Annotated in this window: 18 protein-coding genes; 17 read left to right on the top strand and 1 reads right to left on the bottom strand. The window is 61.4% G+C overall.

Annotated elements, in window-relative coordinates; translation table 11 throughout:
* The first annotated feature begins 14 nt into the window (after positions 1-14).
* From tgt to F8N82_RS20370, 5 genes are all read left to right on the top strand, one after another.
* Positions 15-1130 carry a tRNA guanosine(34) transglycosylase Tgt gene (gene tgt, locus F8N82_RS20390; RefSeq protein ID WP_162195925.1) on the top strand — a complete coding sequence of 372 codons (1116 nt, stop codon included), beginning with the start codon at positions 15-17 and terminating at the stop codon, positions 1128-1130.
* Positions 1131-1177: 47 nt separating this feature from the next.
* Positions 1178-1513, top strand: coding sequence for a preprotein translocase subunit YajC (gene yajC / locus F8N82_RS20385; protein WP_010223473.1), 336 nt, complete (start codon positions 1178-1180; stop codon positions 1511-1513).
* Between the two features lie 63 nt (positions 1514-1576).
* Positions 1577-3442 carry a protein translocase subunit SecD gene (gene secD / locus F8N82_RS20380; RefSeq protein WP_038997034.1) on the top strand — a complete coding sequence of 622 codons (1866 nt, stop codon included), beginning with the start codon at positions 1577-1579 and terminating at the stop codon, positions 3440-3442.
* A 9-nt stretch (positions 3443-3451) separates the two neighbouring features.
* On the top strand, positions 3452-4363 hold the full coding sequence (secF, locus tag F8N82_RS20375; RefSeq protein ID WP_038997033.1) for a protein translocase subunit SecF: 912 nt from the start codon (positions 3452-3454) through the stop codon (positions 4361-4363).
* 120 nt (positions 4364-4483) lie between these two features.
* Entirely contained in the window at positions 4484-5032 is a 549-nt protein-coding gene (locus tag F8N82_RS20370; RefSeq protein ID WP_038997031.1) for a glycine zipper 2TM domain-containing protein, read from the top strand.
* Positions 5033-5085: 53 nt separating this feature from the next.
* Here F8N82_RS20370 and suhB read toward each other — a convergent pair whose 3' ends face one another.
* Positions 5086-5904, bottom strand: a complete 819-nt coding sequence (gene suhB, locus F8N82_RS20365) for an inositol-phosphate phosphatase (protein ID WP_010223469.1) — start codon at positions 5902-5904, stop codon at positions 5086-5088.
* A gap of 145 nt (positions 5905-6049) precedes the next feature.
* Between suhB and trmJ the strand changes: the two genes are divergently transcribed.
* From trmJ to rlmN, 12 genes are all read left to right on the top strand, one after another.
* Positions 6050-6823: a tRNA (cytosine(32)/uridine(32)-2'-O)-methyltransferase TrmJ gene (gene trmJ / locus F8N82_RS20360; protein WP_095162415.1), complete on the top strand. Its 774-nt coding sequence runs from the start codon at positions 6050-6052 to the stop codon at positions 6821-6823.
* Positions 6824-7606 (top strand): serine O-acetyltransferase, encoded by a 783-nt coding sequence (cysE, locus tag F8N82_RS20355; RefSeq protein ID WP_038997029.1) that lies wholly within the window; start codon positions 6824-6826, stop codon positions 7604-7606.
* 153 nt (positions 7607-7759) lie between these two features.
* Positions 7760-8251 (top strand): Fe-S cluster assembly transcriptional regulator IscR, encoded by a 492-nt coding sequence (iscR, locus tag F8N82_RS20350; RefSeq protein WP_036993915.1) that lies wholly within the window; start codon positions 7760-7762, stop codon positions 8249-8251.
* Between the two features lie 42 nt (positions 8252-8293).
* A complete protein-coding gene (locus F8N82_RS20345) occupies positions 8294-9508 on the top strand; it encodes an IscS subfamily cysteine desulfurase (RefSeq protein WP_038997027.1) in 1215 nt (404 codons plus the stop codon).
* A 46-nt stretch (positions 9509-9554) separates the two neighbouring features.
* Complete coding sequence (gene iscU / locus F8N82_RS20340; protein ID WP_002552476.1) at positions 9555-9941, top strand: Fe-S cluster assembly scaffold IscU; 387 nt, start codon at positions 9555-9557, stop codon at positions 9939-9941.
* 28 nt (positions 9942-9969) lie between these two features.
* A complete protein-coding gene (gene iscA / locus F8N82_RS20335; RefSeq protein WP_010223463.1) occupies positions 9970-10293 on the top strand; it encodes an iron-sulfur cluster assembly protein IscA in 324 nt (107 codons plus the stop codon).
* 8 nt (positions 10294-10301) lie between these two features.
* Complete coding sequence (gene hscB / locus F8N82_RS20330) at positions 10302-10823, top strand: co-chaperone HscB (RefSeq protein WP_038997023.1); 522 nt, start codon at positions 10302-10304, stop codon at positions 10821-10823.
* Between the two features lie 42 nt (positions 10824-10865).
* Positions 10866-12728, top strand: a complete 1863-nt coding sequence (hscA, locus tag F8N82_RS20325) for a Fe-S protein assembly chaperone HscA (RefSeq protein WP_038997022.1) — start codon at positions 10866-10868, stop codon at positions 12726-12728.
* A 3-nt stretch (positions 12729-12731) separates the two neighbouring features.
* A complete protein-coding gene (fdx, locus tag F8N82_RS20320) occupies positions 12732-13073 on the top strand; it encodes an ISC system 2Fe-2S type ferredoxin (RefSeq protein ID WP_038997021.1) in 342 nt (113 codons plus the stop codon).
* Positions 13074-13088: 15 nt separating this feature from the next.
* On the top strand, positions 13089-13289 hold the full coding sequence (gene iscX / locus F8N82_RS20315) for a Fe-S cluster assembly protein IscX (RefSeq protein ID WP_038997020.1): 201 nt from the start codon (positions 13089-13091) through the stop codon (positions 13287-13289).
* Between the two features lie 91 nt (positions 13290-13380).
* Positions 13381-13806 (top strand): nucleoside-diphosphate kinase, encoded by a 426-nt coding sequence (gene ndk, locus F8N82_RS20310; RefSeq protein ID WP_007964426.1) that lies wholly within the window; start codon positions 13381-13383, stop codon positions 13804-13806.
* Positions 13807-13834: 28 nt separating this feature from the next.
* Positions 13835-14980, top strand: coding sequence for a 23S rRNA (adenine(2503)-C(2))-methyltransferase RlmN (rlmN, locus tag F8N82_RS20305; RefSeq protein ID WP_038997019.1), 1146 nt, complete (start codon positions 13835-13837; stop codon positions 14978-14980).
* Positions 14981-14983: the final 3 nt, after the last annotated feature.

Genomic DNA, 14983 nt, shown 5'->3' with positions numbered 1-14983 from the left:
GTCGCACCTGTCGTATGTCCTTCGAATTGCTCGCCACCGACGGCAAGGCCCGCCGCGGCCGCCTGACCTTCCCGCGTGGCGTGGTCGAGACCCCGGCGTTCATGCCAGTGGGCACCTATGGCACGGTCAAGGGCATGCTGCCGCGCGACATCGAGGCGATCGGCGCGCACATGATCCTCGGCAACACCTTCCACCTGTGGCTGCGCCCGGGGACCGAGGTGATCAAGGCCCATGGCGACCTGCACGACTTCATGAAGTGGCAGGGCCCGATCCTCACCGACTCCGGCGGTTTCCAGGTGTTCAGCCTGGGCGCCATGCGCAAGATCCGCGAAGAGGGCGTGACCTTCGCCTCGCCAGTCGACGGCTCCAAGGTGTTCATGGGCCCGGAAGAGTCGATGCAGGTCCAGCGTGACCTGGGCTCGGACGTGGTGATGATTTTCGACGAGTGCACCCCGTACCCGGCCGATGAAGACGTCGCCCGAGTGTCCATGGAGCTTTCCCTGCGCTGGGCCCAGCGTTCGAAGAACGCCCACGGCGACAGCACTGCGGCGCTGTTCGGCATCGTCCAGGGCGGCATGCACGAGAACCTGCGCATGCGCTCGCTCGAAGGCCTGGAAAAAATCGGCTTCGACGGCCTGGCCATCGGCGGCCTGTCGGTGGGCGAGCCCAAGCACGAAATGATCAAGGTGCTGGATTACCTGCCAGGGCGCATGCCGGCTGACAAACCTCGTTACCTTATGGGGGTAGGCAAGCCGGAAGATCTCGTTGAGGGTGTGCGCCGCGGCGTCGACATGTTCGATTGCGTGATGCCCACGCGCAACGCGCGCAACGGTCATCTTTTTGTCGATACCGGTGTGCTGAAAATCCGTAACGCGTTCCATCGCCACGATGATTCGCCCCTGGACGCGACCTGCGATTGCTATACCTGCCAGAACTTCTCCCGCGCTTATCTGCATCACCTGGATAAATGCGGCGAAATGTTGGGCAGTATGTTGAATACGATCCATAACTTGCGCCATTACCAGCGGTTGATGGCTGGTTTACGCGAGGCTATTCAACAAGGTACATTGGCCGCCTTTGTCGATGCCTTTTACGCCAAGCGCGGGCTGCCTGTGCCGCCCTTGGACTGATGTTTTGTCGATCCCTAACAAGTACTGATTTGCAACTGGAGTGCTAAATGAGCTTTCTGATCCCTGCCGCATACGCGGACGCAGCTGCCCCAGCCGCCGGCCCAGCCGGTACTGGCTTCGAGTGGATTTTCCTGGTCGGTTTCCTGGTCATCTTCTACCTGATGATCTGGCGCCCACAGGCCAAACGTGCCAAAGAGCAGAAGAACCTGCTGAGCAACCTGCAAAAAGGTGACGAAGTTGTCACCAACGGCGGTATCGCCGGCAAGATCGTCAAAGTTGCCGACGACTTCGTGGTTCTGGAAGTGTCCGACAACGTTGAGCTGAAGTTCCAGAAGGGCGCCGTAGCCGCGACCCTGCCTAAGGGCACGCTCAAAGCGATCTAAGTTTCAGTTTTTTTCCAATCGACGGGGCGCGCAAGGCGCCCCGCGTCTTGAACGGGCGGCGTGATGCTGAACAAATACCCTCTGTGGAAATACGCACTGATCCTGGTGGTACTGGCGATCGGTTTTATTTATTCCGCTCCCAACCTCTATCCTGATGATCCGGCCGTTCAGGTCAGCGGTGCCAGTACTGCACTGCAGGTCACTCAGGCCGATCTGGACCGTGTGAGCAAAGCGCTCAACGAGTCCGGTATCCAGGTCAAGGCCGCGAGCCTGGGCGAGAAGGGCAAGGTTGGTCTGGTGCGCCTGACCAAGCAGGAAGACCAGCTGCCAGCCAAGGATGTAGTGCGCAAGGCACTGGGCGACGACTATGTAGTAGCGCTCAACCTGGCCCCGACTACCCCGCAATGGCTGCGCAACCTGGGCGCAAGCCCGATGAAGCTGGGCCTGGACCTTTCCGGTGGTGTGCACTTCCTGCTTGAAGTGGACATGGACAAGGCCATGTCGGCCCGCCTGAAAGTCTACGAAGGCGAAGTCAAAAGCCTGCTGCGCAAAGAGCGCGTGCGCTACCGCAGCCTGCCGCAACAAGATGGCGGCATTCAGCTGGGCTTCTCCGATGATGACTCCCGCGAACAGGCCCGCAGCCTGATCCGCAAGAATTTCAATGATTTCGAGCTGACCACCACCGAGCGCAACGGTCTGTCCGTACTGCGCCTGGCGATTACCCCGGCCAAGGTCGCGGAAATCCGTGAATACTCGATCAAGCAGAACTTGACCACGGTACGTAACCGCGTCAACGAGCTGGGTGTAGCCGAGCCACTGGTTCAGCGCCAGGGTGCCAACCGCATCGTGGTCGAGCTGCCAGGCGTGCAGGATACCGCCGAAGCCAAGCGTATTCTCGGCAAGACCGCCAACCTCGAATTCCGCCTGGGTGCTGAGCCGGGTGCCTCGAAAGCCACCACCGAAACCTTCGAGTTCCGTGAAGGTGGTCGTTCGGCTGCGGTCGAGCGTGGCCTGATCATCACCGGTGACCAGGTTACCGACGCCCAGGCCAGCTTCGACGAGCAAGGCCGTCCGCAGGTGAACATCCGTCTGGATGGTCACGGCGGCGAGCTGATGAGCCGCGCTACCCGTAGCAACGTCGGTCGCAGCATGGCGGTGATCTTCATCGAACAGCGTCCAACCACCCGCTACGTCAAGCAGATGGTCGACGGCGTCGAGAAAGATGTCGCCGTACAGACCTTCACCGAAGAGAAGAAGATCATCAGCCTGGCGACCATCCAGTCGCCACTGGGCAGCCAGTTCCGTATCACCGGCCTGAACGGCCAGGGCGAATCGTCGGAACTGGCCCTGCTGCTGCGTGCTGGTGGACTGGCGGCGCCGATGTACTTTGCTGAAGAGCGCACCATTGGCCCGAGCCTGGGTGCCGACAACATCACCAAGGGTATCGACGCTTCGCTGTGGGGCATGCTGTTCGTCTCGCTGTTCATCATGGCCATCTACCGCTTCTTCGGCCTGATCGCGACCATCGCCCTGGCCGGCAACATGGTCATGCTGCTGGCGCTGATGTCCTTGCTGGGGGCAACGCTGACCTTGCCGGGTATTGCCGGTATCGTCCTGACCATGGGTATGGCGGTTGACGCCAACGTCCTGATCTTCTCGCGGATCCGCGAAGAGCTGGCCAACGGCATGTCGGTACAACGCGCCATTCACGAAGGCTTCAACCGTGCCTACACGGCGATTGTCGACGCCAACCTGACCACCTTGCTGGTCGGCGGCATCCTCTTCGCCATGGGTACCGGCCCGGTCAAGGGCTTCGCGGTTACCATGTCCCTCGGGATTTTCACCTCGATGTTCACGGCCGTCATGGTTACCCGCGCAATGGTCAACCTGACCTGCGGCGGGCGTGATATCAAGAAGCTGTGGGTTTAAGGGGCTGCCATGTTACGAACCATCAACTTCATGGGTGTGCGCAACCTTGCGTTCGGCATCACCCTGCTTCTGACTGTGCTGGCGTTGTTCAGCTGGTTCTACAAAGGCCTCAACTTCGGCCTGGACTTCACCGGCGGTACGCTCATCGAGCTGACCTACGAGCGTCCGGCCAACCTTGGCGAGGTCCGTGAGGAACTGGTCAAGGCCGGTTTTGAAGATGCCGTGGTGCAGAGCTTCGGTGCGACCACCGACCTGCTGGTGCGCATGCCAGGCGATGACCCGCAGTTGGGTAACCGCGTGTCCGAGGCGCTGCAGAAGGTCAACACCGACAACCCGGCGGTGGTCAAGCGCGTTGAATTCGTCGGCCCTCAGGTCGGTGAAGAGCTGCGTGACCAGGGTGGCTTGGGCATGTTGCTGGCCCTGGGCGGCATCATGATCTACCTGGCCTTCCGCTTTCAGTGGAAGTTCGCCCTGGGTGCGATCCTGTCGCTGATTCACGACGTGGTCGTGACCATGGGTATCCTCTCGTTCTTCCAGATCACCTTCGACCTGACGGTACTGGCGGCGGTGCTGGCGATCATCGGCTACTCGCTCAACGACACCATCGTCGTGTTCGACCGGGTGCGTGAGAACTTCCGGGTACTGCGCAAGGCGTCGCTGATCGAGAACATCAACATCTCGACCACCCAGACCCTGCTGCGTACAGTGGCGACGTCGGTATCGACCTTGCTGGCCATTGCCGCGCTGCTGTTCTTCGGCGGCGACAACCTGTGGGGCTTCTCCCTGGCACTGTTCATCGGCGTCATGGCCGGTACCTACTCGTCGATCTACATCGCCAACGTGGTACTGATCTGGCTGAACCTGAACAGTGAAGACCTGATCCCGACGGTGAAAGCCGAGGGTGTGGACGACCGTCCGTAAGGGTTTTTCCCACACTGCTGGTCGTACAAAAGGGCGCGAGTGTTGAACTCGCGCCTTTTTTTATGCTCCAAGGCAGGGAGAAGGCGGGCTTTGTCCCGCAGGTACGATCAGGAGGTTCACGTGAACAAGTCGATGCTGGTGGGTGCGGTTCTGGGTGCTGTCGGTGTAACCGCCGGAGGTGCTGTTGCCACCTACAGCCTGGTCAAGGGCGGGCCGGAGTACGCCGAGGTGTTGGCGGTGCAACCGGTCAAGCAAACGGTCAAGACGCCCCGTGAAGTGTGCAAGGACGTCACCGTGACGCGTCAGGCGCCGGTGAAGGATCAGCACCAGATCGCCGGTACCGTGGTCGGTGCCCTGGCAGGTGGCCTGCTGGGTAACCAGATTGGTGGCGGCACCGGGAAAAAGATTGCGACAGTGGCCGGTGCGGTCGGTGGCGGCTATGCCGGTAACAAGGTGCAGGAAGGCATGCAGGAGCGTGATACTTATACCACCACGCAAACCCGCTGCAATACGGTCAATGACCTGAGCGAGAAGGTGGTCGGCTATGACGTGAAGTATTCGATCGGCGACAAGGTCGGTCAGGTGCGTATGGACCGTGATCCGGGTTCGCAGATTCCGCTGGATAAAGAAGGCAAGCTGGTGCTGAGCCAGGCCCAGTCAGGCCAATAAAAAAGGCCAAAAAAAAGCACCCCGAAGGGTGCTTTTTTGTGTCCGATCGAAACTCAGCGTTTGATCGAAGCAGGCAGGTGCGGCTGGATAGCAGTCAGAACGGCCTTGAAGCACTTGGTGTTGCCGGCAACGATGTGACCCTTCTCGAGGAAGTCGTGGCCGCCGGTGAAGTCGCTCACCAGGCCGCCAGCTTCCTGGATCAGCAGGGCGCCTGCAGCCATGTCCCACTCCGACAGCCCCGATTCCCAGAAGGCATCGAAACGACCGGCGGCAACGTAGGCCAGGTCCAGGCTGGCAGCACCGGCGCGGCGGATGCCGGCGGTCTGGCCAACCAGGGCGCGGAACATGCCCAGGTAGTTGTCCAGGTCAGCCATCTGGTTGTCGCGGAACGGGAAGCCGGTACCCAGCAGGGCGCCTTCCAGGCTGGTGCGAGGGCTGACGCGCAGGCGACGGCCGTTCAGCTGGGCGCCACGGCCACGGCTGGCGGTGAATTCTTCCTGGCGGACAGGGTCCAGTACCACGGCGTGCTCAAGGCGGCCACGGTATTTGCAGGCAATGCTGACAGCAAAGTGCGGAACGCCACGCAGGAAGTTGGTGGTGCCATCCAGTGGGTCGATGATCCACAGGTAGTCCTTGCCTTCTTCGCCGCTACCGGCGTGCAGGCCGGTTTCTTCGCCGTAGATGGAGTGGTTCGGGTAGGCCTTGCGCAGGGCATCGATGATTTTCTGCTCTGCGGCGCGATCGACTTCGGAGACGTAATCCTTGGCGTCTTTTTCATCAACCTTGATGCTATCCAGGCGCTCGATGGAGCGGAAAATCAATTCACTGGCGCTGCGGGCGGCGCGCAGCGCGATATTCAGCATGGGCTGCATGGACGTTTCACCTAGGTCGTTAAAGAAAGCCGAACATTCTAGCAGAAAACTTTGCGCGAAGAAGGGTGACATTTGCTTTCGTAGCGTAAAGTCGGTCGCTTCTGTAAGATTTGCTCCCCCTTCGCAACGTCTGTGAGCGCTCGCCTTGCTGCAAAATATTCGTGTTGTTCTGGTCAATACCAGCCACCCCGGCAATATCGGCGGCGCTGCGCGTGCCATGAAAAACATGGGCTTGTCGCGCTTGGTACTGGTCGACCCGCAGAGTTTCCCGTCCGCCGAGGCCGATGCCCGTGCGTCGGGTGCCGATGACGTGCTGGCCGGGGCGCAAGTGGTCGCCACCCTCGAAGAGGCGCTGGTCGGCTGCAACCTGGTGTTTGGCACCAGCGCCCGCGAGCGACGCATCCCTTGGCCGCTGGTCGATCCGCGCGAGTGCGCCAGCAAGGTCATAGAGCATGCTGCCCAGAGTGAAGAGATCGCCCTGGTGTTTGGGCGTGAGCACGCGGGCCTGACCAACGAAGAGCTGCAGCGCTGTCACTTTCATGTGCACATCCCCTCGAACCCGGATTTCAGCTCGCTGAACCTTGGGGCAGCGGTGCAGGTGCTGGCCTACGAAGTGCGCATGGCCTGGCTGGCGCTGGAAGGGCAGCCGTCGCCGCTGGAAAAAATCGATGTGGCGGCCGAGCGCAGCAGCGAGCTGGCGACCATGGATGAAATGGAGCTGTTCTACGAGCACCTGGAAAAGACCCTGGTCGATATCGGTTTTCTCGACCCGCAAAAGCCTCGGCACCTGATGCCGCGCCTGCGCCGGCTGTACGGGCGCAGCTCGGTCGATCGTTCGGAAATGAGTATTTTGCGCGGCATTCTTACCGAAACCCAGAAAGCGGCCCGTGGCGAACCGCATAAGCGCAAGGATCAATAGATGTTCGAGCGTCTGCGTGAAGATATCCAGAGCGTTTTCCACCGTGACCCGGCGGCGCGCAATGCCTTTGAGGTGCTGACCTGCTACCCGGGCATGCACGCGATCTGGCTGCATCGCGCGGCGCACGCCCTGTGGCGGCGAGACTGGAAGTGGCTGGCCCGGCTGGTGTCGAACTTCGGCCGCTGGCTGACCGGGATCGAGATTCACCCCGGCGCCAAGGTGGGCCGGCGCTTTTTTATTGACCACGGCATGGGCATCGTCATTGGCGAGACCGCCGAGATCGGCGACGACGTCACCCTTTACCAGGGTGTGACCCTGGGCGGCACCACCTGGAACAAGGGCAAGCGTCACCCGACCCTGGAGGACGGCGTTGTCGTCGGTGCCGGCGCCAAGGTGCTGGGGCCGTTCACTGTCGGTGCCGGGGCCAAGATCGGCTCCAACGCCGTGGTCACCAAGGCGGTGCCGGCCGGCGCGACTGCCGTGGGTATCCCGGGGCGGATCATCGTCAAGACCGATGCGGAGGTCGAAGCCCGGCGCAAGGCCATGGCCGAGAAGATCGGCTTCGATGCCTATGGGGTCAGCGAAGACATGCCTGACCCGGTGGCCCGCGCCATTGGTCAGTTGCTCGACCACCTGCAAGCTGTCGATGGGCGTCTGGAAGACATGTGCGGCGCGCTGAAGAATCTTGGCAGCGACTACTGCGCCAAGGAGCTGCCGGCGCTGCGTGAAGAGGACTTCGCCCAGATCAAGGACGAGGCCCGCAGCGACGCGTCGGCGCATTGACAGAAGGGGCGTGCGCAAGCGCCCCTTAGTTTGCTATCATTCCGCCGCCCTCTTGCGGTAAACCCGACTAAAGCACTAGGTCTTATAGTTGACTTAAATGCTCGGGAATAGCATACTCGCTCCCATCCCGTAACCCCGTGGTACCTACTAGCCATGCGACTGACTACAAAAGGCCGATACGCCGTGACCGCCATGCTCGACCTGGCGTTGCACGCGCAGAATGGGCCGGTGTCTCTGGCCGACATTTCCGAGCGCCAAGGCATTTCCCTCTCTTATCTGGAGCAGCTGTTTGCAAAGCTGCGCCGCAGCAGCCTGGTTTCCAGTGTGCGCGGCCCTGGCGGCGGCTATCAGCTGTCGCGAAGCATGGAGAGCATTCAGGTCGCCCAGGTCATCGACGCGGTCAACGAATCGGTCGATGCCACGCGCTGCCAAGGGCTGGGTGATTGCCACGCCGGCGACACCTGCCTGACCCACCACCTGTGGTGCGACCTCAGCCAGCAGATTCACGAATTCCTCAGCGGCATCAGCCTGGCTGACCTTGTCACTCGCCGTGAGGTACAAGAAGTCGCCCAGCGCCAGGACCTGCGTCGTATCGCAGGCCGGGCACCGCAGCTGGACAAGATTGAGACGTCTGCCGTCGAATGACCGTTTCGACGCGCGGCGCGACCGCCTGATAGGAGATATTCAATGAAGTTGCCGATCTACCTCGATTACTCCGCGACCACACCGGTCGATCCACGCGTTGCCCAGAAGATGAGCGACTGCCTGCTGGTCGACGGGAACTTCGGTAACCCGGCGTCGCGCTCCCACGTCTTTGGCTGGAAAGCCGAAGAAGCGGTCGAGAACGCCCGTCGCCAGGTCGCCGACCTGGTCAATGCCGACCCGCGGGAAATTGTCTGGACCAGCGGTGCCACCGAGTCCGACAACCTGGCAATCAAGGGCATTGCGCACTTCTACAGCACCAAGGGCAAGCACCTGATCACCTCCAAGATCGAGCACAAGGCTGTTCTGGACAGCACTCGTCAGCTGGAGCGTGAAGGCTTCGAAGTCACTTACATCGAGCCGGGCGCCGATGGCCTGATCACCCCGGCCATGGTCGAAGCTGCCCTGCGTGAAGACACCATCCTGGTGTCGATCATGCACGTGAACAACGAAATCGGCACCATCAACGACATCGCCGCCATCGGCGAGCTGACCCGCGCCCGCGGCGTCATGTTCCACGTCGATGCCGCGCAGTCCACCGGCAAGGTCGAAATCGACCTGCAAAAGCTGAAGGTCGACCTGATGTCGTTCTCGGCGCACAAAACCTACGGCCCTAAAGGCATCGGCGCGCTGTACGTCAGCCGCAAGCCTCGCGTGCGCCTGGAAGCCACCATGCACGGCGGCGGTCACGAGCGCGGCATGCGTTCGGGCACCCTGGCCACCCACCAGATCGTCGGCATGGGCGAAGCCTTCGCCATCGCCAAAGAGCTGATGGCCAGCGAGAACGTACGCATCAAGGCCCTGAGCGACCGCTTCTACAAGCAGGTTGAAGGCCTCGAAGAGCTGTACATCAACGGCAGCATGAGCGCGCGCATTCCGCACAACCTGAACCTGAGCTTCAACTACGTCGAAGGCGAGTCGCTGATCATGGCGCTCAAGGACCTGGCCGTTTCGTCCGGTTCGGCCTGTACTTCGGCATCGCTCGAGCCGTCCTACGTGCTGCGCGCCCTGGGCCGCAACGACGAACTGGCACACAGCTCGATCCGCTTTACCTTCGGTCGTTTCACCACCGAAGAAGAAATCGACTACGCCGCGCAGAAGGTTTGCGAGGCCGTGACCAAGCTGCGCGAATTGTCGCCGCTGTGGGATATGTACAAAGACGGCGTCGACATCTCCAAGATCGAGTGGGCTGCGCACTAAGTAGTCGCCGGCAAGAGCGGCTCTCTGATGAGGAAGGAATTGCACCATGGCATACAGTGAAAAGGTCATCGACCACTACGAAAACCCGCGTAACGTCGGCAAGATGAACGCCGAGGACCCGGATGTCGGCACCGGCATGGTCGGCGCCCCTGCGTGCGGCGACGTCATGCGCCTGCAGATCAAGGTCAACGAGCAGGGCGTCATCGAAGACGCCAAGTTCAAGACCTATGGCTGCGGTTCGGCCATCGCTTCCAGCTCCCTCGCTACCGAGTGGATGAAGGGCAAGACCCTGGACGAAGCCGAAACCATCAAGAACACCCAACTGGCCGAAGAACTGGCGTTGCCGCCGGTTAAAATCCACTGCTCGGTACTCGCCGAGGACGCCATCAAGGCGGCCGTGCGCGATTACAAGCAGAAGAAAGGTTTGCTCTAAGGTCGCCTGTTGCAGGTAAGGAGTCTCGATGGCTATCAGCATGACAGAAGCCGCCGCCAAACATGTGCGGCGCTCCCTCGACGGACGCGGCAAGGGTGAAGGTATTCGCCTGGGCGTGCGCACCACTGGCTGCTCGGGCCTGGCCTATGTGCTGGAGTTCGTCGATCAGCCGGACAGCGAAGACCTGGTCTTCGAAAGCCATGGCGAGAAGGTGATCATCGATCCGAAAAGCCTGACGTACCTCGACGGTACCGAGCTCGATTTCGTCAAGGAAGGGTTGAACGAAGGCTTCAAGTTCAACAACCCCAACGTGCGCGGTGAGTGTGGCTGCGGCGAAAGCTTCAACGTCTGAGGCTGCGCGTGGGTACTCCTTGTCATTTCGCCCTGTTTGACCTGCAACCTGGCTTCCGTCTGGATCTCGACAAGCTGGCCGTTCGCTATCGCGAGCTGGCCCGCGAGGTCCATCCGGATCGCTTCGCCGATGCCTCCGAACGTGAACAGCGCATTGCGCTGGAGCGTTCGGCTGCGCTGAACGAGGCCTACCAGACTCTCAAGAGCGCGCCCCGGCGTGCCCGCTACCTGTTGGCGATCGGCGGCCATGAAGTGCCGCAGGAAGTCACCGTCCATGATCCCGAGTTCCTGCTGCAGCAGATGCAACTGCGCGAAGAACTCGAAGACCTCCAGGACAGTGCCGACCTCGATGGCGTGGCCGTGTTCAAGCGTCGCTTGAAAACTGCCCAGGAAGCACTCAACGAGGACTTCGCCGCCTGCTGGGATGATCCTGCGCAGCGTGAACAGGCCGAGCGCCTGATGCGCCGCATGCAGTTTCTCGACAAGCTCGCCTACGAAGTGCGCCAGCTGGAAGAGCGCCTCGACGATTAACTCGGCGCTGCTTCTGGCGGCGCCCCTGGTATTCAGATAAGCATGGCCCTACTGCAGATCGCCGAACCCGGTCAGAGCCCTCAGCCGCACCAGCGTCGCCTGGCGGTGGGTATTGACCTTGGTACCACCAATTCCCTGGTTGCTGCCCTGCGCAGCGGCCGCAGCGAGCCCCTGCCCGATGCTCAAGGCCGGGTGATCCTGCCGTCCGCAGTGCGCTATCACGCCGACCATATCGATGTCGGCCAGAGCGCCCGCGACGCCGCTTCCAGCGACCCGCTCAACACCGTGCTGTCGGTCAAGCGCCTGATGGGCCGTGGCCTGGCAGACGTCAAGCAACTGGGCGAGCAACTGCCGTACCGCTTTGTCGGCGGCGAGTCGCACATGCCGTTCATCGACACCGTCCAGGGCCCGAAAAGCCCGGTGGAAGTCTCGGCCGATATCCTCAAGGTGCTGCGCCAGCGCGCCGAAGAAACCCTGGGTGGCGAGCTGGTTGGCGCGGTGATCACCGTTCCGGCCTATTTTGACGACGCCCAGCGCCAGGCCACCAAAGATGCCGCGCGTCTGGCCGGCCTGAACGTATTGCGCCTGCTCAACGAGCCGACCGCGGCTGCGGTGGCCTACGGCCTGGACCAGAATGCCGAAGGCCTGGTGGCCATCTATGACCTGGGTGGCGGTACCTTCGATATCTCGATCCTGCGCCTGACCGGCGGTGTCTTTGAAGTGCTGGCCACCGGTGGCGACAGCGCCCTGGGCGGCGACGACTTCGACCACGCCATCGCCAGCTGGATTGTCGAGCAGGCCGGCCTGTCCTCGGACCTTGATCCGGGTGCCCAGCGCCAGCTGCTGCAAACCGCCTGTGCGGCCAAAGAGGCCCTGACCAATGCTGATTCGGTGACGGTCGCCTATGGCAGTTGGCAGGCCGAGCTGACCCGCAGCGCCTTCGATGCCCTGATCGAGCCAATGGTCGCCCGCAGCCTCAAGGCCTGCCGCCGCGCCGTGCGTGACAGCGGCGTCGAGCTCGAAGAGGTTGCCGCGGTGGTCATGGTCGGTGGTTCGACCCGCGTGCCGCGCGTGCGCGAAGCCGTAGGCGCGCTGTTTGGCCGTACTCCGCTGACCGAAATCGACCCGGACCAGGTGGTCGCCATCGGCGCCGCCATCCAGGCCGATACCCTGGCCGGTAACCGCCGTGATGGTGGCGAATTGCTTCTGCTCGACGTGATTCCGCTGTCCCTGGGGCTGGAAACCATGGGCGGGCTGATGGAAAAGGTGATTCCGCGCAACACCACCATCCCGGTTGCCCGCGCCCAGGAATTCACCACCTACAAAGATGGCCAGTCGGCCATGATGATTCACGTGCTGCAGGGCGAGCGCGAATTGATCAGCGACTGCCGTTCCCTGGCGCGTTTTGAACTGCGTGGCATTCCGGCGATGGTTGCCGGTGCGGCGAAGATCCGCGTGACCTTCCAGGTCGATGCCGACGGCCTGCTCAGCGTCTCGGCGCGCGAGCTGGGCTCGGGCGTCGAGTCGAGCATTCAGGTCAAGCCGTCCTACGGCCTGACCGACGGCGAAATCGCCCGCATGCTCAAGGACTCCTTCGAGCATGCCGGGTTTGACAAGGTGGCGCGCCAGTTGCGCGAGCACCAGGTCGATGCCGAGCGCCTGCTCGAAGCGGTGCAGGGCGCCCTGGATGCCGATGGCGAGCGCCTGCTGGACGCCGAAGAGCGCCTGGCGATCGAGCAACAGATGCAAGACTTGCGTGATTTGATCAACGGCACCGATGGCGCGGCCATCGAGCAACAGACCAAGCGTCTGTCGCAGGTGACCGATGCCTTTGCCGCCCGTCGCCTTGATTCGACGGTAAAAGCCGCTTTGGCCGGGCGCAACCTGAATGAGATCGAGGAATAACTGATGCCGCAGGTGATTTTTCTGCCCCACGAGAAGTTCTGCCCGGAAGGGCTGGTGGTGGAGGTGGAACCAGGTACCAACATCCTGGAGCTGGCCCACGAGCACCACATCGAGATGGAAAGCGCCTGTGGCGGCGTGTGCGCCTGCACTACCTGCCATTGCATCGTGCGTGAAGGCTTCGACTCGCTTGAAGACGCCGATGAACTCGAAGAAGACATGCTCGACAAGGCCTGGGGCCTGGAGCGTCAGTCGCGCCTGGCTTGCCAGGTGATCATTGGTGAGGAAGACCTGACCATCGAGATTCCGAAGTACACCATCAACCTGGCCGCCGAAGCGCCGCACTGATTCAGGGAGCCAAGCATGAGTCTGAAATGGGTTGATGTACTTGAAATTGCAATCCAGCTTGCCGAAAGCAAGCCGGAAGTCGATCCTCGTTACGTGAACTTCGTCGATCTGCACCAGTGGGTGCTGGCATTGCCGGAATTCAGTGACGATCCGGCCCGTGGCGGCGAGAAGGTTCTCGAAGCCATCCAGGCGGCCTGGATCGAAGAAGCCGACTGAGCGCGCTCGGCAGGTTAGGCAATCCCCCGGAACCCGCGTATAATTCGCGGGTTTAATTTTTCGCTTCACTCAACGTTTCTGGAGTTTCACCATGGCTGTTCAACGTACTTTCTCGATCATCAAGCCTGACGCCGTTGCTAAAAACGTGATCGGCGAGATCACCACCCGTTTCGAAAAAGCCGGCCTGCGCGTCGTTGCCTCGAAGCTCAAGCAACTGTCCAAAGCTGAAGCCGAAGGCTTCTACGCTGAGCACAAAGAGCGCGGTTTCTTCGGCGACCTGGTTGCCTTCATGATCTCCGGCCCTGTTGTTGTTCAGGTTCTGGAAGGCGAAAACGCCATCGCTCTGAACCGTGAGCTGATGGGCGCTACCAACCCTAAAGAAGCTGCTGCCGGCACCATCCGTGCTGACTTCGCCGAGTCCATCGACGCCAACGCCGTTCACGGTTCGGACTCCGAAGCCGCTGCTGCTCGCGAAATCTCGTACTTCTTCGCAGCTACCGAGGTAACCACTCGCTAAGCGAAAGCTTACGAGTGAGGGTGAATCCATGACGACATCGACTGGTAAAACTAACCTGTTGGGACTGACCCAGCCGGAAATGGAAAAATTCTTCGACTCTATCGGGGAGAAGCGTTTCCGTGCCGGTCAGGTAATGAAATGGATTCACCACTTTGGTGTCGATGATTTCGACGCCATGACGAATGTCGGCAAGGCCTTGCGCGAAAAGCTCAAGGCTGTTGCCGAGATTCGCGGTCCGGAAGTGGTCAGCGAGGACATCTCCAGCGACGGTACCCGTAAATGGGTGGTGCGCGTGGCGTCCGGCAGCTGCGTCGAGACCGTGTACATCCCCCAGGGCAAGCGTGGCACTTTGTGTGTCTCGTCCCAGGCCGGTTGCGCCCTGGACTGCAGTTTCTGCTCCACCGGCAAGCAAGGATTCAACAGCAACCTCACCGCCGCCGAAGTGATCGGCCAGGTGTGGATTGCCAACAAGTCGTTCGGCAGCGTTCCGGCCACCATCGACCGCGCCATCACCAACGTGGTGATGATGGGCATGGGTGAGCCGCTGCTCAACTTCGACAACGTGGTCGCCGCCATGCACCTGATGATGGACGACCTCGGCTACGGCATTTCCAAGCGCCGGGTGACCCTGTCCACCTCCGGCGTGGTACCGATGATCGAAGAGCTGGCCAAGCACATCGATGTCTCCCTGGCCCTGTCGCTGCATGCGCCGAACGATGCGCTGCGCAACGAGCTGGTGCCGATCAACAAGAAGTACCCGCTCAAGGTGCTGCTCGAAGCGTGCATGAACTACATGTCGCAGCTGGGCGAAAAGCGCGTACTGACCATTGAGTACACCCTGCTCAAGGACGTCAACGACAAGCTCGAACACGCCGTGGAAATGGCCGAGCTGCTCAAGAACGTGCCGTGCAAGATCAACCTGATCCCGTTCAACCCGTTCCCGCATTCCGGTTACGAGCGGCCGAGCAACAACGCCATCCGCCGCTTCCAGGACCACCTGCACCACGCCGGCTACAACGTCACCGTGCGCACCACCCGTGGTGAAGACATCGACGCTGCTTGCGGCCAGCTGGTTGGCCAGGTGATGGACCGTACCCGCCGCAGCGAGCGCTATATCGCCGTGCGTCAGTTGAACGCCGACGGTGAAGTGCAAGAAAGCGCCGCGCGCAACTGAAGA

It is taken from the genome of Pseudomonas fluorescens (assembly GCF_902497775.2).
GTDB lineage: Bacteria > Pseudomonadota > Gammaproteobacteria > Pseudomonadales > Pseudomonadaceae > Aquipseudomonas > Aquipseudomonas putida_F.
This window is presented reverse-complemented; position numbering and strand designations above follow the sequence as displayed.